Source organism: Streptococcus sp. HMSC076C09 (assembly GCF_001837905.1).
GTDB lineage: Bacteria > Bacillota > Bacilli > Lactobacillales > Streptococcaceae > Streptococcus > Streptococcus parasanguinis_I.
The window spans coordinates 287,388-310,817 of sequence record NZ_KV834651.1 but is presented as its reverse complement, the minus strand read 5'-3'; the positions used below and the strand labels follow the sequence as shown (position 1 = coordinate 310,817).

Annotated in this window: 18 protein-coding genes and 2 pseudogenes; 19 read left to right on the top strand and 1 reads right to left on the bottom strand. The window is 42.4% G+C overall.

All coding sequences use genetic code 11. The annotated features are described in order from the left end of the window. The first annotated feature begins 252 nt into the window (after positions 1 to 252). The 14 genes and pseudogenes from gtfA to HMPREF2704_RS10330 all read left to right on the top strand — a co-directional run. Complete coding sequence (gtfA, locus tag HMPREF2704_RS10395) at positions 253 to 1,695, top strand: sucrose phosphorylase (RefSeq protein WP_070846570.1); 1,443 nt, start codon at positions 253 to 255, stop codon at positions 1,693 to 1,695. A gap of 127 nt (positions 1,696 to 1,822) precedes the next feature. Then, positions 1,823 to 4,234: a glycoside hydrolase family 3 N-terminal domain-containing protein gene (locus HMPREF2704_RS10390; protein WP_070846569.1), complete on the top strand. Its 2,412-nt coding sequence runs from the start codon at positions 1,823 to 1,825 to the stop codon at positions 4,232 to 4,234. A gap of 239 nt (positions 4,235 to 4,473) precedes the next feature. After that, on the top strand, positions 4,474 to 5,652 hold the full coding sequence (locus HMPREF2704_RS10385; protein ID WP_371106655.1) for a galactokinase: 1,179 nt from the start codon (positions 4,474 to 4,476) through the stop codon (positions 5,650 to 5,652). A 9-nt stretch (positions 5,653 to 5,661) separates the two neighbouring features. Then, positions 5,662 to 6,321, top strand: coding sequence for an HAD family hydrolase (locus HMPREF2704_RS10380; protein WP_070675721.1), 660 nt, complete (start codon positions 5,662 to 5,664; stop codon positions 6,319 to 6,321). After that, on the top strand, positions 6,318 to 7,790 hold the full coding sequence (galT, locus tag HMPREF2704_RS10375) for a UDP-glucose--hexose-1-phosphate uridylyltransferase (protein ID WP_070846568.1): 1,473 nt from the start codon (positions 6,318 to 6,320) through the stop codon (positions 7,788 to 7,790). The genes HMPREF2704_RS10380 and galT overlap by 4 nt, the downstream gene beginning before the upstream one ends. Positions 7,791 to 7,853: 63 nt before the next feature. Then, positions 7,854 to 8,852, top strand: a complete 999-nt coding sequence (gene galE, locus HMPREF2704_RS10370) for a UDP-glucose 4-epimerase GalE (RefSeq protein ID WP_070675716.1) — start codon at positions 7,854 to 7,856, stop codon at positions 8,850 to 8,852. A 127-nt stretch (positions 8,853 to 8,979) separates the two neighbouring features. Continuing rightward, positions 8,980 to 9,564, top strand: coding sequence for a DUF1307 domain-containing protein (locus HMPREF2704_RS10365; protein WP_003007820.1), 585 nt, complete (start codon positions 8,980 to 8,982; stop codon positions 9,562 to 9,564). A gap of 158 nt (positions 9,565 to 9,722) precedes the next feature. Next, positions 9,723 to 10,031 carry an ABC transporter gene (locus HMPREF2704_RS10360; protein ID WP_081103057.1) on the top strand — a complete coding sequence of 103 codons (309 nt, stop codon included), beginning with the start codon at positions 9,723 to 9,725 and terminating at the stop codon, positions 10,029 to 10,031. Positions 10,032 to 10,180: 149 nt separating this feature from the next. Then, complete coding sequence (locus HMPREF2704_RS10355) at positions 10,181 to 10,825, top strand: hypothetical protein (protein WP_070846567.1); 645 nt, start codon at positions 10,181 to 10,183, stop codon at positions 10,823 to 10,825. Next, positions 10,812 to 11,258 (top strand): NADAR family protein, encoded by a 447-nt coding sequence (locus tag HMPREF2704_RS10350; RefSeq protein WP_061590737.1) that lies wholly within the window; start codon positions 10,812 to 10,814, stop codon positions 11,256 to 11,258. Before HMPREF2704_RS10355 ends, HMPREF2704_RS10350 begins: the two co-directional genes overlap by 14 nt. A 132-nt stretch (positions 11,259 to 11,390) precedes the next feature. After that, complete coding sequence (locus tag HMPREF2704_RS10345; RefSeq protein WP_049506594.1) at positions 11,391 to 11,813, top strand: hypothetical protein; 423 nt, start codon at positions 11,391 to 11,393, stop codon at positions 11,811 to 11,813. 198 nt (positions 11,814 to 12,011) lie between these two features. Then, on the top strand, positions 12,012 to 12,251 hold the full coding sequence (locus HMPREF2704_RS10340) for a hypothetical protein (RefSeq protein ID WP_141754482.1): 240 nt from the start codon (positions 12,012 to 12,014) through the stop codon (positions 12,249 to 12,251). 156 nt (positions 12,252 to 12,407) lie between these two features. Next, positions 12,408 to 12,617 carry a hypothetical protein gene (locus HMPREF2704_RS10335; RefSeq protein WP_031573799.1) on the top strand — a complete coding sequence of 70 codons (210 nt, stop codon included), beginning with the start codon at positions 12,408 to 12,410 and terminating at the stop codon, positions 12,615 to 12,617. 6 nt (positions 12,618 to 12,623) lie between these two features. Next, positions 12,624 to 13,007: pseudogene (locus tag HMPREF2704_RS10330) on the top strand (transposase); the annotation flags it as partial. A gap of 120 nt (positions 13,008 to 13,127) precedes the next feature. Here HMPREF2704_RS10330 and gshAB read toward each other — a convergent pair. Then, a complete protein-coding gene (gshAB, locus tag HMPREF2704_RS10325) occupies positions 13,128 to 15,392 on the bottom strand; it encodes a bifunctional glutamate--cysteine ligase GshA/glutathione synthetase GshB (RefSeq protein WP_061590736.1) in 2,265 nt (754 codons plus the stop codon). A gap of 334 nt (positions 15,393 to 15,726) precedes the next feature. Here gshAB and HMPREF2704_RS10320 point away from each other — a divergent pair. From HMPREF2704_RS10320 to trxA, 5 genes and pseudogenes are all read left to right on the top strand, one after another. Next, positions 15,727 to 15,981 (top strand): annotated as a pseudogene (locus tag HMPREF2704_RS10320) (IS3 family transposase); the annotation flags it as partial. Between the two features lie 550 nt (positions 15,982 to 16,531). After that, positions 16,532 to 17,569, top strand: coding sequence for a M42 family metallopeptidase (locus tag HMPREF2704_RS10315; RefSeq protein WP_070846565.1), 1,038 nt, complete (start codon positions 16,532 to 16,534; stop codon positions 17,567 to 17,569). A gap of 122 nt (positions 17,570 to 17,691) precedes the next feature. Continuing rightward, positions 17,692 to 19,677 carry a peptide ABC transporter substrate-binding protein gene (locus tag HMPREF2704_RS10310; protein ID WP_023918412.1) on the top strand — a complete coding sequence of 662 codons (1,986 nt, stop codon included), beginning with the start codon at positions 17,692 to 17,694 and terminating at the stop codon, positions 19,675 to 19,677. Between the two features lie 118 nt (positions 19,678 to 19,795). Further along, positions 19,796 to 22,825 carry a CocE/NonD family hydrolase gene (locus tag HMPREF2704_RS10305; RefSeq protein ID WP_070846564.1) on the top strand — a complete coding sequence of 1,010 codons (3,030 nt, stop codon included), beginning with the start codon at positions 19,796 to 19,798 and terminating at the stop codon, positions 22,823 to 22,825. 97 nt (positions 22,826 to 22,922) lie between these two features. Beyond that, the gene (gene trxA / locus HMPREF2704_RS10300; RefSeq protein ID WP_003002728.1) at positions 22,923 to 23,237 is read left to right on the top strand and encodes a thioredoxin; all 315 of its coding nucleotides are present in this window, start codon (positions 22,923 to 22,925) and stop codon (positions 23,235 to 23,237) included. The last annotated feature ends 193 nt before the right edge of the window (positions 23,238 to 23,430 follow it).

Sequence of the window (23,430 nt, the reverse complement as noted above, 5' to 3'; positions counted from 1 at the left end):
TAGGGCATCCACATCCGTAGACTACTGAAGTAGTAACGGCTGTGGAAATATAGGAAATCGACGTAGTGTGCTTGCACACAAGGAGATTTATCTTTTTTCCTAAGAAATTAGTCCCGTGTTCAATTCTGTACACAAAGGGACGATTCAGCTTGCTGATTTCAATCGTATCCTAGGAAGCAATTCTAAAATAGAAAAACTCAAGAAAGCCAGGTCTCCTAAGACTTGGCTTTCAAAAAAGAAAAGGAAACCATTATGCCAATTCAAAATAAAACCATGTTAATTACTTACTCAGATAGCTTAGGAAATAACCTTAAGGATCTCTATGAAAATCTGGAGAAGCACTTTGGAGATGCAGTAGGTGGAGTACACCTCTTGCCATTTTTCCCATCAACTGGTGACCGTGGATTTGCGCCTGTAGACTATGATCAAGTGGATCCAGCCTTTGGGGATTGGGAAGATGTTAAACGCCTGGGGGACAAGTATTATCTCATGTTTGACTTTATGATCAATCACATTTCCCGTCAGTCTAAATACTACAAAGATTATCAAGCGAAGCATGACCAAAGTGCTTACAAGGATCTCTTTCTCAACTGGGACAAGTTCTGGCCGGAGAATCGTCCTACTCAAGCAGACGTAGACTTGATTTATAAGCGCAAAGATCGAGCTCCCAAGCAAGAAATTACCTTTGCGGATGGGACAACTGAGCATCTCTGGAATACCTTCGGGGAAGAGCAGATTGACCTGGACGTGACCAAGGAAGTGACCATGGACTTTATTCGCAAGACTATCGAACACCTGGCAAGCAATGGCTGTGACCTCATTCGTTTGGACGCCTTTGCCTATGCGGTGAAGAAATTGGACACCAATGATTTCTTCGTTGAGCCAGACATTTGGGATTTGTTGGATAAGGTGCGCGATATGGCAGCAGGCTACGGTGCTGAGCTTCTTCCAGAGATTCATGAGCACTATTCCATTCAATTTAAGATTGCCGATCACGACTATTATGTCTATGACTTTGCCCTTCCAATGGTGACCCTCTATACCCTCTATAGCTCAAAAGTGGAGCGCCTTGCTAAGTGGTTGAAGATGAGTCCGATGAAGCAATTCACGACACTCGATACCCATGACGGGATTGGGGTGGTTGATGTCAAGGATATCTTGACAGATGAAGAAATTGACTATGCATCAAATGAGCTCTACAAGGTAGGAGCAAATGTGAAACGCAAATATTCAACAGCAGAGTATAACAACTTGGACATCTACCAAATCAATTCGACCTACTATTCAGCGCTTGGAGATGACGATAGCAAGTACTTCCTAGCCCGCTTGATTCAAGCATTTGCGCCAGGTATTCCACAAGTGTATTATGTTGGATTCCTAGCTGGGAAGAATGATTTGGAACTCTTAGAAAACACCAAAGAAGGCCGCAATATCAACCGTCATTACTACAGCAATGAAGAAATTGCTCAAGAAGTAGAGCGTCCAGTTGTGAAATCCCTTCTCAAGCTCTTTAGTTTCCGGAACAACTCGCAAGCTTTTGACCTAGAAGGAAGCATTGAAGTGGAAACACCAGATGAACATACCATTGTCATCACGCGCCAAAACAAAGACCAGACCGCCACAGCAGTAGCCCGAATCAATCTTGCTGACGGGACTTACCAAGTGACAGAAAATGGTCAAGACATTGAGTTTTAAAAAAATATGAATGAACGAAAGGATAAGTGAAAAATCGCTTATCCTATTTTTTATTTCAGATATTGCAACCGTTTACAAAACTATAAAACAATGGTACAATATCTATTGAAAGAAAGGAGGTCGCTTTATGAAAAAAATCATGTATCCATCTGCGGCCCTATTAGCGGCTTTTGCTCTATTGTCCGTCCAAACAGCAAAAGCAGACACAGCTCAAGCGTCGGATCAAGCCAATGAACCGGCAGCAACAGTAGAAGAGGTGGTGGCTTCTCCAACGCCAGAAACCACCACAGAAAATCAGGGAGAAGTGGCCGAAACGCCAACTTCAACAGACCGTGCAGTAACCCCTACAACCTCCCCAACGGAAACAACAACGGAGACGGCCTCTCCCCAAGTGGAAAAACTGCTTGAAGATATGCCTCTCAAGCAAAAGGTTACGCAAATGATCATGCCGGACTTCCGTAAGTGGCAGGAGGCAGGTCAGGAGTCGCCACAGGATCTCACCAAGGTCAATGCTGAAGTAGCAGATGCGATTGATAAATATGATTTTGGAGGCGTCATTCTTTTTGCTGAAAACGTCAAAGAAACCAAGCAGACCCTAGCTCTGACCCAAGATATGCAAAAGGCAGCGATTGAAAACAAGGCCAATAACGGGAAGATTCCTCTCTTGTTAGCCATCGACCAAGAAGGGGGCATTGTCTACCGCTTGGGCACAGGGACAGCCCTTCCGGGCAATATGGCCATCGGAGCGACCAATGATCCCAAGTTAGCGACCGAAGCTGGACAAATTATTGGTCGAGAACTTTCTGCTCTTGGTTTGAATGTTGATTTCGCACCTGTATTGGATACCAATAACAATCCACAAAACCCTGTCATTGGTCTACGTTCTTTCTCATCTGATCCAAACCGGGTTGCTTACTTAGGAATTCCAATGATGAAAGGGATTCAAGACTACAATGTCGCTGTAGCGGCCAAGCACTTCCCAGGCCACGGGGATACAGCGGTCGATTCCCATACAGGTCTCCCATTGGTGGATAAATCTCTTGCCGAACTTGAAAAATTGGAGCTCCTTCCATTCAAAAAAGCTATGGATGAAGGGGTAGACCTCTTGATGACAGCCCATATCCAATACCCACAGATTGAAAAAGATCAGGTTGTGTCAAAAGAAACGGGTGAGAAAATCTATGTTCCAGCGACACTTTCAGATGATATTTTAACGGGCTTGGTAAGGAAGAAATACGGCTATAAGGGCGTGATTGTCTCCGATGCCATGGGAATGGATGCCATTGCCAAGAACTTCGGTGAGGTGGAAGCTGTGAAAATGGCCATCAAAGCAGGAGTTGACCTAGTCTTGATGCCAACGACCCTTCGCAGTAAAGCCGATTTGAGCAAGATTGATACCATTGTCGATGCAGTGGTAGATGCCGTGAAAACCGGTGACATTTCAGAAGAGCGCTTAAATGAGTCGGTTCGTCGGATCCTGACTCTCAAAGAAAAACGTGGGGTCCTAAATTTTGATCCAAGTGCTCGGACAGCTGAAAAAGCAGAAGAAGCAGTCGGATCTAGTCTCAACCGTGACTTGGAACGTAAGATTGCAGCAGCAGCGGTGACGGTTGTAAAAAATGAAGACAATACCTTGCCATTTAAGGTGCAAACAGGGGACCATGTCTTACTCTTAGGAGCTTTTGAAAACGAAGTTCCTGGACTCGATTTGGGTATGCGTCGCTTAATTGCTGACGGAGTGCTTCCAAAAGACACCTCCTTTGTGGCCAAGAACTTCACTAAAGAATCTACTCTGGATAGTCTAAAAGAAGATCTTGAAAAAGCGACTCACATCGTAGTCATTTCAGAGATCGGTTATGAAGGGCAACTGGATAAAGATTTCTGGCGGACCAAGATCCCAACAGAGATCGTCAATTATGCCAATACCAACCATAAGAAGGCAGCTGTCCTTTCTATCTCTAAACCTTATGATGTAGCCAACTATCCAGCAGCCAAAGCCATTTTGGCAGTCTATGGAAATAAGGGAATGGATCCAACGGAATCCCTCAAACCAGACAATGCATTTGGTCCTAATATTCCTGCAGGAGTGGAAGTCATCTTCAATGGCAAAGAACATCTAGGTACCTTACCGGTTGATATTCCAAAAATTGTAGACGGAAAAATGTCGGAAACAGAGTACGCCTACCGTATTGGTCATGGTCTCTTCTATCCAGCACCTGCACCATTGCCAACACCAGAAACCCAAGATCCAACTTCACCAGTTCAAGATCCAACCCATCAGACACAACCAGTAGAGGTTGGTCACACTGGAACACAGGTTCTTGTTAGCAAGCAAGAAAAGGTGAGCCCTCTTGATGGTCCACAAGTCACTCCGGTTTCTGTATCACATGACACTGCTCAGGTTCCTGCAAGTGTTTCAGCCAGTCCTGCATCATCGGTATTGCCAAAAACCGGTCAAACAGGGAACCTCCTCTCCCTTATGGGTGTCAGCCTCTTAACCTTCCTTGGATCTTTTGTCTATCCAAGAAAGAAAAACTAATGAATTAAGAATCTCAATTGGGTGATTTCCCAATTGAGATTTTTTAGTAAAGTTTTACTAATATTAACTCGAACGATACCAATTTAGTTGGAAATAAAATATGGTTTAAAACCTATATTGTAGGCTTTTTAAATATAAAATAAAAATTAAATAAAATTTTACTAAAAACACTTGAACTTTTACTTCTGATCAGATATAATACAAGTATAAAAACGTTTACAAAACTAAAGGAGTTTCTCATGACGACAACAATCACATCTCAAGATTTACAAGCAAAATTCCAGGCTGTCTTTGGGGAAAAGGCTGACCACACTTTCTTCTCACCAGGACGGATTAATCTGATTGGTGAACATACTGACTATAATGGTGGCCATGTCTTCCCAGCGGCTATCACACTTGGTACCTACGGAGCGGCAAGAAAGCGTGAGGATAAGGTCTTGCGTTTCTTCTCAGGAAACTTTGAAGACAAGGGGATCATTGAAGTCCCACTGGATAATCTCCACTTTGAAAAAGAGCACAACTGGACCAACTATCCAAAAGGCGTGCTCCATTTCTTGCAAGAAGCGGGTCATGTTATTGATAGCGGAATGGACGTCTATGTCTACGGCAATATTCCAAATGGATCCGGTCTTTCTTCTTCAGCTTCGCTTGAGCTCTTGATTGGCGTTATCGCTGAGAAACTATATGATCTTCAGTTAGATCGTCTAGATCTGGTCAAGATCGGCAAACAAACTGAAAATCACTTCATCGGAGTCAACTCTGGGATCATGGACCAATTTGCCATCGGTATGGGAGCCGACCAACGGGCTATTTATCTCGATACCAACACCCTAGAGTATGATTTGGTACCGCTGGACCTCAAAGACAATGTCGTAGTCATCATGAATACCAACAAACGCCGGGAATTAGCGGATTCAAAATACAATGAACGTCGTTCAGAATGTGAAACCGCCGTCTCTGAACTCCAAGAAAAATTGGATATCCAAACCTTAGGGGAATTGGATCTCTGGTCTTTTGATGCCTACAGCTACTTGATCAAGGATGAAAATCGCATCAAACGGGCTCGTCATGCTGTACTTGAAAACCAACGGACCCTCCAAGCTCGTAAGGCACTTGAAGCAGGTGATTTGGAAGGCTTTGGCCGTCTCATGAATGCTTCCCACGTATCCTTGGAGCATGACTACGAAGTGACTGGTCTAGAATTAGATACCTTGGTGCATACAGCCTGGGAACAAGAAGGCGTCTTGGGTGCTCGTATGACTGGAGCAGGCTTTGGTGGTTGTGCCATTGCCCTCGTAAACAAAGATAAGGTTGAAGCATTTAAAGAAGCTGTCGGCAAACGCTATGAAGAAGTCGTTGGTTATGCGCCTAGCTTTTATATTGCAGAAGTTGCGGCAGGGACACGAGTTTTAGACTAGGTGATAATAATGGAAGCTGTAATATTTGATTTAGATGGCTTATTAGCCGATACTGAAATCATTTCTCTAAAAGTTTATCAAGAATTGCTTAGAGATTTTGGAATTCCTTTCACAGAAGAAACTTATTCTAGAGACTACAGTGGACATAGGGAAGAGGAGAATGTTCAACGGTTTTTGGATACCTATGATTTACCTTGGAACTTTGACCAAACCTTGGCTAAAGTCTATGAACTGGAAGCTAAAATCTTAGCCCAAGGTGTTCATTTAAAAAAAGGTGCTAAGAATTTACTTACTTTTTTGAAAACAGAGGGCATTCCAATCGCCTTAGCAACTTCAAGTGTTGAATCTCGGGCTAGAATGATCTTGGATAGCAATGGGATCCTGTCCCTATTTGATCATCTAGTTTTTGCAAAAGATGTCAAACGAAGTAAACCTTACCCAGATATATTTTTAAAGGCTTGTAGTGATTTGAATGCTTTACCAGAGAATTGCTTAGTACTAGAGGATAGTGAGGCAGGGATTGAAGCAGCCTATCGGGCTGGAATCCCAGTCATATGTGTTCCAGATTTAAAAGTACCAGCACAGTCTTTCTTAACTAAAGCAGAACAAGTTTTCCAGGATTTGGATGCTGTCAGAGACTATTTAAAACGTAAGAAGGAGAATCAATGAATCAGGGAATTTTGGATGCATTTGTCACAGCCGTCATAGCGGCGAGTGACTACGAAGAGATGGATCGGATTTATCTAAAAAATCGCATCATGAGTCGCGTTGGAGAAGAAGGGCTAGACGGACCAGTCCAAAAAGAAGAGTTGATCGCACTTAAAGATCAGCTGGTAGAGATCGCTGTTGCAAATAGCAAGATCCAGGATAGTATGGCCGCAAAAGACAGTTTGGGTGCGGAGTTGATGGATTGGATCACCCCTAGTCCTAGTCAAGTCAACCATCGCTTTTGGGAGACCTACCGTCAGTCCAAGGAAGACGCGATTGCGGATTTCTATGCCCTCTCTAAGCGCAATGATTACATCAAGGTCAAAGCCATTGCGCAAAATATTGCCTTTGAGACACAAACTCCCTACGGTTCTCTTGAAATCACCATCAATCTGTCAAAACCTGAAAAAGATCCTAAAGACATTGCAGCGGCCAAGCTTGCCAAAGCCAGTCATTATCCAGCCTGCCAATTGTGCTTTGAAAATGAAGGCTATCAAGGTCGCCTAGACCATCCAGCCCGGGCCAATCATCGGATTATCCGTTTTGACATGGACGGTCATGACTGGGGCTTTCAGTATTCCCCTTATGCCTACTTCAATGAACACTGCATTTTCCTCGATAGCCAGCATGTTCCCATGGCCATTAGTCGCAAGACCTTTGAGCGACTCTTGACCATTGTCGAGACTTTTCCAGGCTATTTTGCGGGCTCCAATGCAGACCTGCCCATTGTAGGGGGATCCATCCTGACTCATGACCATTACCAAGGCGGACGCCACACCTTCCCTATGGAGCTGGCTCCTGTGGAGGAAAGCTTTACCATTAAGGGATTTGAGGCTGTATCGGTAGGAATTGTCAACTGGCCCATGTCAGTTCTTCGTTTGAATTCAGATGACAAGGCGCAATTGATTGCCCTGGCAGACCATATCCTAACAGCCTGGCGAGGCTACTCGGATCCAGCTGTTCAGGTCTTAGCGGCATCCGACGGTCAGCCCCACCATACCATTACCCCCATTGCACGGATTCGTGATGGGCATTATGAATTGGACTTGGTGCTCCGTGACAACCAAACCTCACCAGAGCATCCCGATGGCATTTATCACCCACATGCGGATGTGCAACACATCAAAAAAGAAAATATCGGCCTGATCGAAGTCATGGGCTTGGCCATTTTGCCACCTCGCCTCAAGGAAGAGCTCAAGCAGGTTCAAGACTATTTGATTGGACGTGAGAGTACAGTGGCAACCTACCACCAGCCTTGGGCAGATGATTTGAAAGCCACTAACCCAGCCATCACAGATGGAGCAGAGGCAGAAGCCCTTGTCCGTGAATCGGTTGGCCAGATCTTTGCGCGCGTGCTGGAAGATGCTGGAGTCTACAAGCGAACGGCAGAAGGACAAGCTGCCTTTAGGCGCTTTGTTGTGACACTTTAAGTGTGGAGAAGCGGCAGAAATTTGGTACAATAAGATAGAAGATAAGAAGCGAAAGGAAAACAAATGGCAATACTCGTACTCGGAGGAGCTGGTTACATCGGTTCCCACATGGTGGACCGTTTGGTCAATGAAGGACAGGAAAAAGTCGTCGTGGTCGATAGTCTGGTCACAGGCCACCGTGCAGCGGTGCATCCAGATGCCGTCTTTTACCAAGGAGACCTGGCGGACAAAGACTTTATGCGCACTGTGTTTAAAGAACACGCAGATATCGATGCGGTCATCCACTTTGCGGCCTATTCACTGGTCGCTGAGTCCATGGCAGATCCATTAAAATATTTTGACAACAATACAGCAGGCATGGTCAAACTCTTGGAAGTCATGCATGAATGTGGGGGGCACTACATCGTCTTTTCTTCAACTGCTGCCACTTACGGCATTCCAGAAGAAATTCCGATTCTTGAAACCACTCCACAAAAACCAATCAATCCATACGGGGAAAGCAAGCTCATGATGGAAACCATTATGCGCTGGGCTGATCAAGCCTACGGGATCAAGTATGTGCCCCTTCGTTACTTTAATGTAGCAGGTGCTAAGCCAGATGGATCCATCGGAGAAGACCATGGACCAGAGACCCATCTCCTGCCAATCGTCTTGCAAGTGGCCCAAGGCAAACGCGAGAAGATCTCTATTTTTGGAGATGACTACCAGACACCAGATGGCACCAATGTTCGGGACTACGTCCATCCATTTGACTTGGCAGATGCCCATCTTTTAGCAGTGGAATATCTCCGAAATGGCAACCCATCCACTGCCTTTAATCTGGGCTCATCGACAGGATTCTCCAATCTTCAAATCGTTGAAGCAGCCCGCAAGGTGACAGGACATCCGATCCCACTTGAGCTGGCCGATCGCAGACCAGGAGATCCAGATACCCTGATCGCATCCTCTGAGAAGGCGCGTGCCATCCTCGGTTGGCAACCTAAATTTGACAATATCGAAACCATTATCCAAACAGCCTGGGCTTGGCATTCCAGCCACCCAGATGGCTACAATGATCGATAAGGAGGGACTGCGGACATCATTTTTGAGACTTTTCTAATAACATTTAAAATGACAGTTGATCTTGCTAAATGACTCGTTTCAAACGTCAGTCATTTCCTTAACCATCATAAAAAGTGAGGTATTCAAAATGAATAAAACCACAAAAATGTTAGCCGTCTTCTTGACAGCAGGTCTTCTTTTAGCTGGTTGCGCACAAAAAGAGAGTACAAAATCTACTAGTCCATCGTCTACTAAGGCGACCAGTAAAGCAACAAGCAAATCATCCGCTAAAGAAAAGACAAAAGAGTCATCAACTGATGAAAGCAAAAAAGAAGATGCACTAGCAGGTGCACAAAAAACCGTTCTCGAAACGAGTGATGAAGCAGGTAAGTCAACTATCACCTTGTATTACAAGGGAGATACCTTGTTATTACAAGAAAAAGTTGATGATTACGACGTCTCAAAAGTGCCTGGTGAGAACCCTCTTGAAACCATGAAAGAAGCCGTGGCCAAGAGCCAAGAAAAATTCAAAGATCTGATGGGCCATGGATTTGAACTAACATCAGAATACAAAGACGGAATCTTTTATATCCGCAATACCATTGATTACACAAAAATCGATTTTAATAAATTAAAAGAAATCGTCCCAGGCTTTAATCCCCTAGATGACAAAACAGTCAGTTATTCAGTAACGAAAGACAGTCTTATCAAGGGCGGAATGGTCGAAAAATAAACCAAATGGAGAGCAGCTCAGTTTGCTGCTCTTTTTTTTGTTTTGGTATGAATTCATGGGCATATTTTGGTAGAATAGGATTTAAACAAAAGTGAGTTTAAAGAAATTTAACTTAACTGTAGTATGAAAAAATAGCATTAGTTAATGAGGTTTTTCTAATGATGAACAGTAGTATGAAAGAGACTTTTTTAGAAGCGATCGATCATTTGTTGTCTATCATTGACAAATATAATATTAAAAATATTGGTCCACAAGTAGATGAGCTACATATTTTGAAAGAATATGTAAATACTAATAAAGAAATGAGTTTAAGAGATAAATTGACAATTTATCAAGCCCTTTTTCCACCACATGGGGGATTATCTGACATTTACTATTGGAATAATGATATTGAAATAAGAAAACAGACAAACGAGACTATTGCTGAATTAACAATGATTATTGCTAATTATTTATTGGAACGGTAACCTTTGCTGATATTATCGAATTATGTAAAGTCATTAAAATTAGAACTCGATTGATGATCTAAGATATTGATACTCCGGTTTGTTAAATATTTGGGTAATTATTGTAAGTTTTTGAGTGACGGCTCGGAGTTTTAAATAATGGAGAAGTGATGAACAATAAAGAATTTGAAAATTTATTTTATAAAGTCCCTGAAGGGGTTGATTATGCTGATATATTGGAAGATGTTGATCTAGAGGATGTTCCTGAAGAAACGATTCAAAAGTTGACTTCATTATTGGACAGTGATGATGACTATTTACGTTATCAAGCCTCTCGATTGTTGACCATTTGGGGAATTAGAGAAGGCTTTGATGTCTTGACTCAGATGTTCAGTCAAGGGCAATTAGAAGGGATGATTTCGCATCGTCTGTATGGTTATGATGATACCAATCGGATTTTTCTATATGATATCGTAAATTATTGGGCGAGCCGGTATGATTTGGGCGAAGAGAAGATAGCTAGAGGGGGAATTTATCCTTATGTTTGTAAAATCATCGAACAGGCTGAGACTGGATATTATGATATTTCAAAAATATATCGACTGGTTAGCGAGGAACATTATACGGAATACATCCCATACCTGAAACACTTCCTTTCAACTATTATGGACAAACCTGAGGATAATTATTGGCGAATTCATGATACCTTGAAGCTATTCCTCAAGGTAGAGCCTGATTATGTGACACAGTTATTAAAAGAAAAGCAAAAATCATTGGGAGATTTTGGAATCGAGGATAAAGGTGAAAGAAATTAAATTTTATAAAGTAAATGATGAGTATGGTTTTATGTCCAATTTTGCTCCCTACCCTTTTTCAGATGGTAGCAGAATCTGGCCAACATCAGAGCATTATTTTCAAGCACAAAAGTTTTTAGTACCCCAAATTCAAGAGAAAATTCGTCAGATAGCATCTCCAATGGATGCTGCTTTGGAGGGACGCAATCGTCAAAATCCCTTGAGATCAGATTGGGAAGAGGTCAAAGATGAGGTAATGCTCCAGGCTCTTCGGATGAAATTTAGCCAAAATCCAGAAATCGTAAGGGAATTGCTGGCGACAGGAGATGCCAACATCATCGAACATACGCGAAACGACGCCTACTGGGCTGATGGGGGAGATGGCACTGGGAAGAACAAACTAGGCCTTCTCTTAATGCAAGTGCGGGAAGAGTTGAAAAACTCTATCCTGTAAGATCTCTCCTCTAGTTATTCCATTTAACAGTCTGGGTTTGGTATAACAGTCAACTAGATAGTTACAATGATCAACAGGAGATATTCCTGAATGTGTAATGAAAGATATTAGTACAAAGAGCGGAGAGCATACATGGAACATAGTAAATTAGAATGGGAAGATGTTATCCAGTTTGAAGAAGTAGAAGGATACGGGAAGTCAATCTGGAAAAATGAGGACAAATATTATTTAGTTTTAGAAGAGGGAACTGTGGCTTCTTGGTTAGCAGTCTATGATTTACCCCAAGAATTATTCTCTCTATTAGATAGTGGAGAGAGATCACTACTCGAAATATCTTGGAAGATTAAGCATGATTCTTGGCCACCGACGGAAGAAGAAAAGAGGGCTAGTGAGAAACGTTTCATAGAAGAGAGTCCCACATCATTAATTGATATACCTGAAACTAGAGAATTATTTACTCAGGAAGAGCTAAAAAGATTAATTCCGATTGCTGAGCAAATGTGGATTGACTGGAGAGGTAAACTTCCAGATGATTATGTATCACCATTGAAATAGCTTGTAAGGAATTTGTTTATACACTATTAGTTGTAAGCAAGTTCCTGTTTTTACTTTAAGTGGACTAAATGAATCGCTCCGAAAATGTGTCCAAAATATTGACAGAATTCCATTATTACCAAATCAATGGCCATTAGACTGGATAGTGAATATAGGAATTGTACCAAGTTGATGTTTTGAACTATGAAAAATAAATATATGAAATATACAGACAAATTACAAGATTTAATTGACTTAGAATATCCAAGTCAAAAGTTATACCCGGGAATTATACAGGATATATATAACTTAACTAAGTGTATAAGAAGAGGAGAAAATATCGGTGACATTAATTTTTTTAGTTTAGCAAGAAGATTTATAGATGAAACTATGGATTATAAAAGCGAAATTTTAGTAGTCTTAAAACAATTAGAGAAAGAGTTAAAAAAAGAAAATTGATGGACAATAGATTAATTGATTAGATAATGAACCTAAGAATATGTTATGATAAAAGTATAGAGATACAATTATTTAAAGAATTATTACAGACAAAATTTTTGTGCCCTATCAGTATTGATGATCACCAAATATTAATACAAAGAGCGGATAATGTTCATGAAATATAGTAAACTAGGCTGGGAAGAAGTTAGTAAGTTTGAGGAAATAAAAGGTTATGGACAACATATTTGGCGACATCATGAGAAATATTTTTTTGTTACAGATGAAGGGGGAATAGCTGAACAGAGGGTAGTCTATGAATTACCATTAGAACTATTTCAATCACCCTACCAAGTTTTTCTGAGTTACTTGAAAAGTCTAACTTAATTTGACAATTTAGGCAATAAAGAAATCCTAGACAAGCTTTTGAGCTATTCAGAAGACTTGAAATACCACTATAATCTCTATCAGCTCTTGCTTTTTCACTTTCAGAATAAGGAACCAGAGAAATTTTTTGGACTCATTGAAGACAATATAAAGAAGGTTCATTCTCTTTTTCAGACTGTCTTTAAAACATTTCTAAAGGACAAAGGGAAAATCATCAATGCCCTTCAGTTATCCTATTCCAACGCAAAATTGGAAGCGACTAATAATCTCATCAAACTTATCAAACGCAACGCCTTTGGTTTTCGGAACTTTGAAAACTTCAAGAAGCGAATTTTCATCGCTCTGAATATCAAAAAAGAAAGGACGAAATTTGTCCTTTCTCGAGCTTAGCTTTTCTTCAACCCACTACAGTTGACAAAGAGTCGTAGATTTTAGGTATTTACCTTGTCTACTTAAGAGGTATCATATCATCGAGATAAAGGTGATTTGTTTGTTCCTAAGAATGAGGTTTTAGGTTTGACTTGTGGCAACTTCTGGAAAAAGCTTGTCTAGGATTTTTGGAGTGATAGCTTGTCCAGGACCTTCAGCACAATAGGTGTGAATATACATAGCGGGATTGAAGTTGAGCTCGATACAAGTGCAATGAGGTTTTTCCTTGCTAGCAGGCTGAGTTTTATCTGGAATGATGAGGTCAACCCCGCAAGCCCAGGCCCCCATGCTAGTTGCCATAGCTGCTGCCAATTCTTGGTAAGAGGAATCTATTGTCTCAGTGACATCAATAGAGTCACCACCCGTAGAGATGTTGGAGTTACGGCGGAGATTGACCTTTTTCCCTTCTGGGAGAATATCATCAGGTGCATAACCTTGCTGAGTCAACATCAATTGTTCGATGTCTCCTAGCTTAATGATTTCCAGAGGTGAGCGGTGGTCACGGCCTCGCAATGGATTGGCATTTTTCTGAGCGACTAATTCACGAATGGTGTGTTTGCCATCACCGACAACATTAGCAGCGACACGAAGGAGGACAGACTCACAACGCCCGTCCAGAATGAAGAAACGGTATTCGGTTCCTGGGATAAATTCTTCAACAAGAACAGCTGTATCTTCTGCAAAGGCAATCTCGAGAGCTTTCTTATAGTTATCAAGGCTGGCAGGCTCTTGGAAAATGGAAATGCCCAGCCCGAAGTTGGTTGATTTTGGTTTAACCACAATTTGCTTGCCCTTGATAAGAGGATAGTAGGCTAGACCTTGTTCTAGACTGGTAAATTCGTCGCCGGCAGGGACAGGGAAGCCAGCATCAGCCAGGATTTTTTTGGTCACGGTTTTATTAGCCATGGCAAGAGGAACTACATAGTTGTCTTTTGAGGTCATGTTACCATTTTTGACGTACTCAACATGATCTTTATGCCAGAGTTTAAGGAATTGATCCTGCTCATCTAGGATTTCAAAATGAAGCCCTTTTTGAATGGCATCAAAGAGCAGCATCTGGGTAGAAAGTTCCATCTCCTCATAACCCTTAAGGGCATAGTGGGCAGTCCAGTCGTAATCATGATAGGCAAGCGCCTTGTCAAGGGCAAAGTCAGAAAGGGACTTGTCTTTGATATGAGGAAGAAGTTGAGCAGCTAGTGTCTGACTGGAATCTGCAAAGGCATCTTTAACTTGTTTGACCAGACCTTGATGATAGTCACCAAGCCCAAAATGTTGCACCAGTTGGTCTAGAGCTGTCGTAATGTTCTGAGTTTCAGCTTCAGAAGGTAGAGGTTCTAAAGGATGAGAGAGGGCAATTTTTTCATTCAGCGCGTGACCTTGAGCCAGAGCCTGATCAACATTTTCAGGGGCATCCAGCCAGAGGAAGGCTAGAAGGAGTAGGTGTACGGTATCCATGGTAGTTTGGCTAATACCGATACGCTCAAAGGGGTTGAGGTCGAAGTTACGGAATTCTAGGTAGGTGATTCCCTTGTCAAGGAAGGAGCGATTAACCTTTTGTCCACGGAAACGAACAGCCGAGTAAAATTCCTTTTCCGCAATCAAATCACCTTGTTCGATATAGTTTTCGATGGCAGAGACATAGTCTTCTAGGCTTGCAAAAGATACTTGTATTTCTTCCTTATTGACATAACCATGGTCGCTGTTTCGGAAGGAACGCACGAGTTCTGGCACTTCTTGGTCGAAGAAGCCTTGCTCAGCAACAGGTGCAGCACCAAAGAGATAGGTAATCACCCAACGATAGCGCAAATAGTTCTGAGCCAGCTTAAGATAGAGGGCGTTTTTGAAAGCAATTATATCAATCTGGTCACTTTCTTGGAATAGGGCTTCAACCAAATCTTTCCCTAGTTCCATATTATAGTGGATACCTGAGATAGCTTGTAGTTTAGTTCCGTATTTTTCGGCCAGGTAGTTACGATAATAGCGTTCAAATTCATTTTCCAGTTGGGCAACTTGGATTTCTTGGGCGTTGATACGAGGAGGCATGGACAAGGGCCAGAGAAGTTCATCTTTACTGATGGAACGTCCAGCTACATCGGTAATGGCTCCAAGAAATCGACGAGCCTCAGTGGTAGATTTAGCAACTGGTGTGATGAGTTCCATCTGAAACTCACAAAAATCTGTTTGAATATAAGGGTGGAAACTTCGAGCTCCTAGGCAGGAAGGGTGAGGCGTATGTGCTAATTTTCCCTGTCTATCGACACGAAGACTTTCGCGTTCAATTCCAAAGTTAGCTTGAAGGATAGGGCTAGTAGGCTCCAGCTTTTGAAGCAGTTGATTTATAGTCATAGAGTCACCTTTTCATCTAATGTTAGTGATAGTCTATTATAAATAGGAGAAGAAAACAACTTTCCGCTACGGTTAAGGGGAATTTCCGAATGTTTCAGATAAGAATTCTTAAAACCAGTTGTTTTTTAGCTATATTATATGGAAAAATTGTAAAATACCCACTGATTTTTATGTAAAATGTTATTTCTCTTGGAATTTAAATCAAATTAGCCTATACTAATGACGTATATATGAGAACGAAAGAATCCCTAGGGTCGGCACTGCACCCATAAAATGAGACACAAGAAAACACTCCTGTTGAAATCTGGTAAACTAGAAACAGGAGTGTTTTGTTATGGTCAAAAAAGCATATTCGGTAGAAACTAAGTTAGCCTGTATCGAAATGAAGAAGGCAGGCAAATCAAATAAAGTTATCATGGATACCCTCAGTATCAAAAATGCTAGTCAGGCCAAGAACTGGTTGCGATGGTATCAGAATGATGAATTGTACCGTTTCCACCAACCCGTGGGGAAACAATATACTTATGGTAATGGGATGAAACAGTTATCTGAAGTGGAACAGTTACGTTTGCAGGTAGAATTACTAAAAAAGTATCAGAGCTTGATAAGAGAATCGACAAAGTAAGTCTTATCAAGCTAGTAGAAGAGTATAAGAAAACGTGCGCTGTATCTATTATTTTAGAATGTTTCGGCGTCAAACGCTCCACCTTTATCGCTGGAAACAGGAGTGTAAGAATTCTCAGAAAAGAGGCGAAATAGCAGATAATGGCTGTATCGAATGGTTTCACTCTGTTCTCAAGTCTGAAACCTTCTATCTCCATAAGTGGAGAAACATAACTGAAGATAGTCTAACAGATATTGTCAAAAATTACATCATATTTTATCCTGATAATTATGTATCACCATTGAAATAGCCTGCGTGGAACTTGTTTAGACACCGTTAGTTGTGGACAAGTTTCTTTTTTTATTTTAGGTGCACTAGATGAATCTCTCCCAAAATGTGTTGAAAATATAAATAGAACTCTGGCTTTCTCCTAATGCAAGTACGGGAAGAGTTGAAAAACTCCACTCTGTAACCTCTCCTCTAGCTATTCCAACTATTTCATGCTAGAATAAAGAAAAACATATTTGGAGGCATTATGAATCAGACAGTGACTTATTTACAGGAATTGACAGCCATTCCTTCACCGACCGGTTTTACACGTGAGATCGCAGACTATTTGGTCAAAACCATTGAAGGCTTTGGGTACGAAGTAACTCGGACTGCTAAGGGTGGCGTGAATGTGACCATTCCTGGTGTGATCACAGACAAGCAACGCTACGTCACAGCCCATGTGGATACCTTGGGGGCTATTGTCCGCGCTGTGAAAGCAGATGGCCGCCTCAAGCTGGACCGTATCGGTGGTTTCCCTTGGAATATGATTGAAGGGGAAAATTGTACGGTCCATGTGGCTAATACCGGAAAGACCCATTCGGGTACGATTTTGGTCCATCAGACTTCTTGCCACGTCTACAAGGAGGCGGGGACTGTCGAGCGGACCCAGGACAATATGGAAGTCCGTCTGGATGAAAAAGTGACCAATGAGAAAAAAACCCGTGCCCTTGGTATTGAAGTGGGTGATTTTGTCAGCTTTGATCCCCGGACCATTGTGACAGATACTGGCTTTATTAAATCTCGTCACTTAGATGACAAGGTGAGTGCGGCGATTCTCTTGAATCTTCTGCGCGTGTACAAGGAAGAGCAGATCCAATTGCCAGTAACGACCACCTTTGCCTTTTCAGTCTTTGAAGAAGTGGGGCATGGGGCTAATTCCAGTATTCCGGCTGAAGTGGTCGAATACTTGGCAGTGGACATGGGGGCTATGGGAGATGACCAAGCGACGGATGAATACACGGTATCCATCTGTGTCAAAGACGCTTCTGGACCGTATCACTACGAATTCCGTCAGCATTTGGTAGCCTTGGCAAAAGCTCAAGAAATCCCTTATAAGTTGGATATCTATCCTTTCTATGGATCAGATGCCTCTGCAGCCATGAGCGCAGGAGCAGAAGTCAAACATGCCCTCCTCGGAGCAGGTATCGAATCTAGCCACTCATATGAGCGGACTCACTTGGATTCTGTAGTCGCAACAGAGCGCATGGTCGATGCCTACCTCAAGAGCGACTTAGTAGATTAAAAATTGGAACTACTCTCCGGAGTAGTTTTTTATAAACTAAAATTTTCTGAAAATTCCTTTTCTTCTGAAAATCTTTGTGGTATAATCTTAAAATAAACTTAAAATTTCTTAAGGAGTTTTACATGAAAAAAAGAAATGTCATTGCACTTGCGGGAGTTGCCCTCCTTTCAGCAGGTATCCTAGCAGCTTGTTCGGGTGGTTCTAAATCATCTAGCTCAAGCAACGGTCAAAAATTCTCATATGTTTATGAGACTGAGCCAGAAAACCTAAACTATATCACATCTGGTAAAGCAGCAACCCACGATATCACTGGAAACTTGATTGATGGTTTGTTTGAAAATGATAAATACGGGAACTTGATTCCATCTCTTGCAAAAGATTGGACAGTTTCGCAAGATGGCTTGACTTATACTTATAAACTTCGTGACGATGCTAAATGGTATGATTCAGAAGGCGAAGAGTATGCGGATGTAACAGCTAAAGATTTCGTCACAGGGATTAAATATGCGGCTGATAACAAATCAGAAATGCTCTACATCATCCAAGATTCTATCAAAGGCTTGAATGACTACGTCAGTGGTAAAAATAAAGATTTCTCAGCTGTAGGAGTAAAAGCAGTTGATGATCATACCCTTCAAATCACTTTGAACCAACCAGAATCTTACTGGAACTCTAAATTGACTCTTGGGATCACTTTCCCTGTCAACGAAAAATTCGTGAAATCAAAAGGGGATAAATTCGCTCAAGCAAGTGATACTAGCTCCCTTCTTTACAATGGTCCTTACATCTTGAAGAGCTTTACTTCAAAATCTTCTATCGAAATGACCAAGAATGAAAACTACTGGGATAAAGACAAGGTCTACATCTCAGATGTGAAATTGGAATTCTACGATGGACAAGACCAAAGTAAATTGGCTAAATCATTCGGTGAAAATGCTCTTAGCTTGGCCAAACTCTTCCCAACTGGATCTGGTTACTCAGAGCAAGCCAAAGAATTCAAAGACGAAATCACCTACACTCCTCAAGATGCTGCTTCTTATGTTATTGGTACCAACATCGACCGTCAATCTTACAAACACACAGCTAAGAAGACCGATGAAGAAAAACAATCTACTAAGAAAGCTCTCTTGAACAAGGACTTCCGTCAAGCGATCAGCTTTGCCTTCAACCGTGAAGCGTATGCTGCTCAATTGAACGGAAAAGACGGAGCAAGCAAGATCATCCGTAACCTCTACATTCCACCAACATTTGTCCAAGCTAATGGCAAGACCTTTGGTGAAATGGTGAAAACTCAATTGGATACCTACGGAGATGAGTGGAAATCTACTAAACTAGACGATGGTCAAAATGGTCTCTTCGATGCTAAGAAAGCGAAGGAAGAGTTTGCAAAAGCGAAGACTGCCTTGGAAGCAGAAGGTGTGAAATTCCCAATTCACATCGATATGCCTGTAGACCAAACCACACCATCAAGAGTTCAACGGGTACAATCCTTCAAACAATCAGTTGAAGAAGCACTTGGTAAAGAAAATATCGTCATCGATATCCAAATGCTTTCGAAGGAAGACCTTCAAAATGTGACCCTCTTTGCACCAAATGCGGCTGGCGAAGATTGGGATCTCTCTGATAATGTTGGATGGAGCCCTGACTACCAAGACCCATCAACTTACATGGATATCTTGAAAGCTTCATCTGGTGAAAATACTAAGACTTTCCTTGGATTTGACCCAAGTGAAAACAATGAAGCAGCTAAAAAAGTTGGTCTGTACGACTTTGAAAAGATGATTAAAGATGCTGGTGCAGAAACACAAGACGTCAACAAACGCTATGAAAAATATGCGGCAGCGCAAGCTTGGTTGACAGATAGTGCCCTTGTTATGCCAACTTCTTCATCAACTGGACGTCCATTCTTGACACGTATCGAACCATTCTCAGCTCCATTTGCATGGACTGGTGGTAAAGGAAAAGACCACGTGATCTACAAAGGGATGAAACTCCAAGATAAAGCTGTGACAACTGCTGACTACAACAAAGCCCTTGAAAAATGGCAAAAAGAACAAGCAGAGTCAAACAAAAAAGCACAAGAAGATCTTAAGAAACACGTCAAATAAGGATCGATAACCGAGGCTGATGCCTCGGTTTTTTTTGGATCAGATGAACATCTGTTTGATATAAAAACGCTTACATAGTATAATAGGAGTGTTGATTACAAAAAGTGAGGAGATTGACATGAAAAAGAAAACAATGGTTTCCATTGTCGCATCGAGCTTACTGATCGCACCGATGGTCTTGCATCAAGTAGCAGCAGCAGACGAGCAAACGGAAGAGTTAGCCCCATCGACAGAAGTGGTCCATGCTCCATCTACTGAAGCAAGACCGACAACAAGTGACGCAAGTACTGTCACTAGTGAAGAAGCAGCAAACTTGAATGATGCATCGCTGGATCGGACAGCAGTTGCCAATCAAGCAAACCCTGCTACAGAAGAACACACAAGACAAAGTGAGCCTACGGTCCCAGTAGTAACTCCAGAGGCAACAAACAGGGAAGCTGCACCTCAATCCACTCCTACTTCAGAAGCACTGGCAACAAGTCAGGATTTGGCAAAAGTCACAGGTTCGACCCTTGCAGCGGATCAGACCTCTAAAGAGTTGACAGTGCAAGATGCTGTTAATGGCTTGCTTCAATGGGCAGCAACGGATCCAAGCCAATTTGGCCAAAGCCAAGCAGATCGGGAACGCTTTGCCAAGAGTTTAGGTTTGATTGAAAGATCAGAAGATCTGACTCGTAAGGTCAGTCAGCCAGAATTGGCCAAGATGTACGAAACAGCTAAGAAACTCTATGATGCTTACCGGGCTGAAAAGAAAAGCCCTCTCTTTTTAAATGGTCGTGCTCAGCCTATTTTCCCTTATATGACGGGAGAAAAAGCAGATGAAGACTACAAATATGAGGACAGCCAAATTGTCCGCTTCCCAGTCTATGTCGAAACGGACTACGACACCGATGCAGATGGCAAGCCAGACTTGGTCAAAGCCATTGTTCAATTACCAAAGGCAGTCGCGCAAGGTGACTTTAAGGCGGCGACCATTCTGGAAGCGCGTCCTTACGTAGCAGGAACACTAGACGAAAACTACGTGACCCTTGAAAGTCTGGGGCTTCCGACAGATGGTAGCTACGACATGAAGAAACTGCACAGCCAACCTGCAAAGAGACAGCCAGTAAGCAGTGAGACAACAGTAGAAGCAGCGAAAAAAGCCAAAGCATCGGATTGGTACTACTACAGTCCCTACGAGTATATCTATGACTACGAAGATCTCAACTGGTACGACTATTTCTTGGTCAGAGGCTATGCCTTTATCTCGAGTGCTGGACTTGGGACCAAGGGATCAGAAGGATTTAACACGACAGGGTCTGACCTCGAAATCAATGCCTTCAAGAATATCATCGAATGGGTCAATGGCAAACGCAAAGCCTACACCGATAAGACCAGCAATATCGAAATAAAGGCAGACTGGGCAAGTGGCAATGTCGCAATGACCGGTCTATCCTGGGCTGGCACCACAACATTTGGTGTGGCAGCGACAGGCGTAGAAGGCCTAAAGACCATCGTTCCAGCAGCAGGGATTGCTTCTTGGTATGATTATTTCAATAGCCAAGGGACCCAATTTGGCAATGCACCTTATAGTGACCTTTCATGGCTCTCCCTCTACGTTAGCACGCGGATGCTGGATCAAGACGATTGGGCAGGGATTTGGCAAAACTATTCCAACTACATCAACCAATTGAACAAGGACCAGTACGCCCATGATCGTAACTACAGTGATGTCTGGAAGGAGCGGGATTATACCCTTCATCCGGAAAATCTCAAGACCAGCGCCCTGATCGTCCATGGCTTGAATGATGACAATGTCAAGACCAAACACTTTGAACTCATGTACGATGCCCTCAAGAAAGCAGGCCAAGATGTCAAGCTCTATCTTCACCAAGGAGATCACGTCTATCCAGCGGCTATGTCACGGGGATACGGCATCACCGCCAATGGTCAGGACTTTTATGACCTGCTCAATACCTGGCTGACCCATTACCTCTACGGAGTGGACAATCACGTCGAAAGCTTGCCAGCGGTCCTAGCTCAAAACAACTATGATCCAAGCAAGTGGACCAGCTATGATAACTGGAAGAGCAGTCAACGTCTCTTCTTGAATGCAAGCTCGAAACGTCTAGAAGAAACCATTTCTAGTGATTATGCGGCTGCAGGTGTTGAGATCGCTAACCGTAATGAAACTGTCAGCAAAGCCTCCTCTAAGGCCAATCTGACCTTCGTTTCTGATGTTACTGAGGACACTACGATCAAGGGCCACATCCCTGTTCATTTCAAGGCAGCTCTTGCCAAGGGTCAAGGAAAGAATTTCCAAATCAACGCCCTCTTGGTAGATGTGGCAGATGAGGACTTTGACGTGGTAGGAAATGGTAGCGTCAAGCCAGATAAAACAGCAGACGCTTTCTGGATGGGAAGCAATTTAAGCAACCTATCTGTTGCCGAATACGAAACCATCAAGACCAAGTACAAGGTGATCGCAAAAGGCTGGATCAACCTTGCGAACCCTGAGTCTGGCTACGATTCAGCAAGCTCTCGCGCAAGTATTGAGCCAAAAGTTGGGGAATACCATGATTATACAGTTTATCTCCAACCAAATCTCTATACGGTTAAGAAAGGTCACAAGTTAGCTCTAGTCTTTAACACCTATGACCCATCAGATTTAACGGTGGAGCACCCATATGAAGTGACCTTCAAGACAGACTCTATCCAGGCGGCGATTCCAATTGTCGAAAAGACCCGCGCTCAAAAGGCATCCTATGTACCAAGTGCAACAGATACTGACTATGCGAAATTGCCAGAAATAGAAGGAACTGCTCTAGTCGCTCCAGAAGTACACTACAAGGAAGAATATACGCTTCCAACTCCAGAACACCTTGTCCAACCAAGCCAAACTCTTCCTGAAAAAGATGAACAGATGCAAACAGGATCAGCAAGACAAGAGCAATCTCATCTTACACTAGCTGTATCTTATGGACCTCAATTTGTTTCACAAGGATTTGTAGAAGATCCTCAAGAAGTGACTCCTGCAGTAGGAGGAGAGCAGGTAGACCATACCCTTCCTCAAACAGGCAGCAAAGACCATGCTCTGGGTCTCTTAGGTATGATCAGTCTAACAGCTTCTAGCCTCATCTTTTGGCGCAAAAAGAGAGAAGATGCCTAAGGAGTCCCCGTAGCAAATATTTCTAAAATGGCATCTTTTAGTGTAAAATAAAAGTAGAAATGCAGAATCAGTAGTCACTACTGAAAAAGGAGGAAATATGGCACACGTAATCACAGATGCAACTTTTGAACAAGAAACCAGCCAAGGCCTTGTCCTGATTGACTTTTGGGCAACTTGGTGTGGTCCATGCCGCATGCAAGCTCCGATCTTGGATCAGTTGGCAGAAGAAGTACATGAAGATGATTTGAAAATCTGTAAGATGGATGTAGATGAAAATCCAAATACAGCACGTCAATTCGGTATCATGTCGATCCCAACTCTTCTATTTAAAAAAGATGGACAAGTTGTCAAACAAGTGGCTGGAGTTCATACGAAAGCCCAATTGAAAGAAATCATTGCAGAATTGAGCTAAAAAGAAGGGAGTGGGAAAGAACTCCGACTAGTTAAAAAGAGTTCGTTTTCCCACCCCCGTATAGCTTCAACAGTCTGGGAGACTGTTGAAGGTTGTGGATAAAGGAAACTTTGTTTCCCTCATTAGGTATCTTCGGAGCTTAATAAGCGAACGAAGATACCAATCAACCACTGCGTCATACAGTTATTTCTAT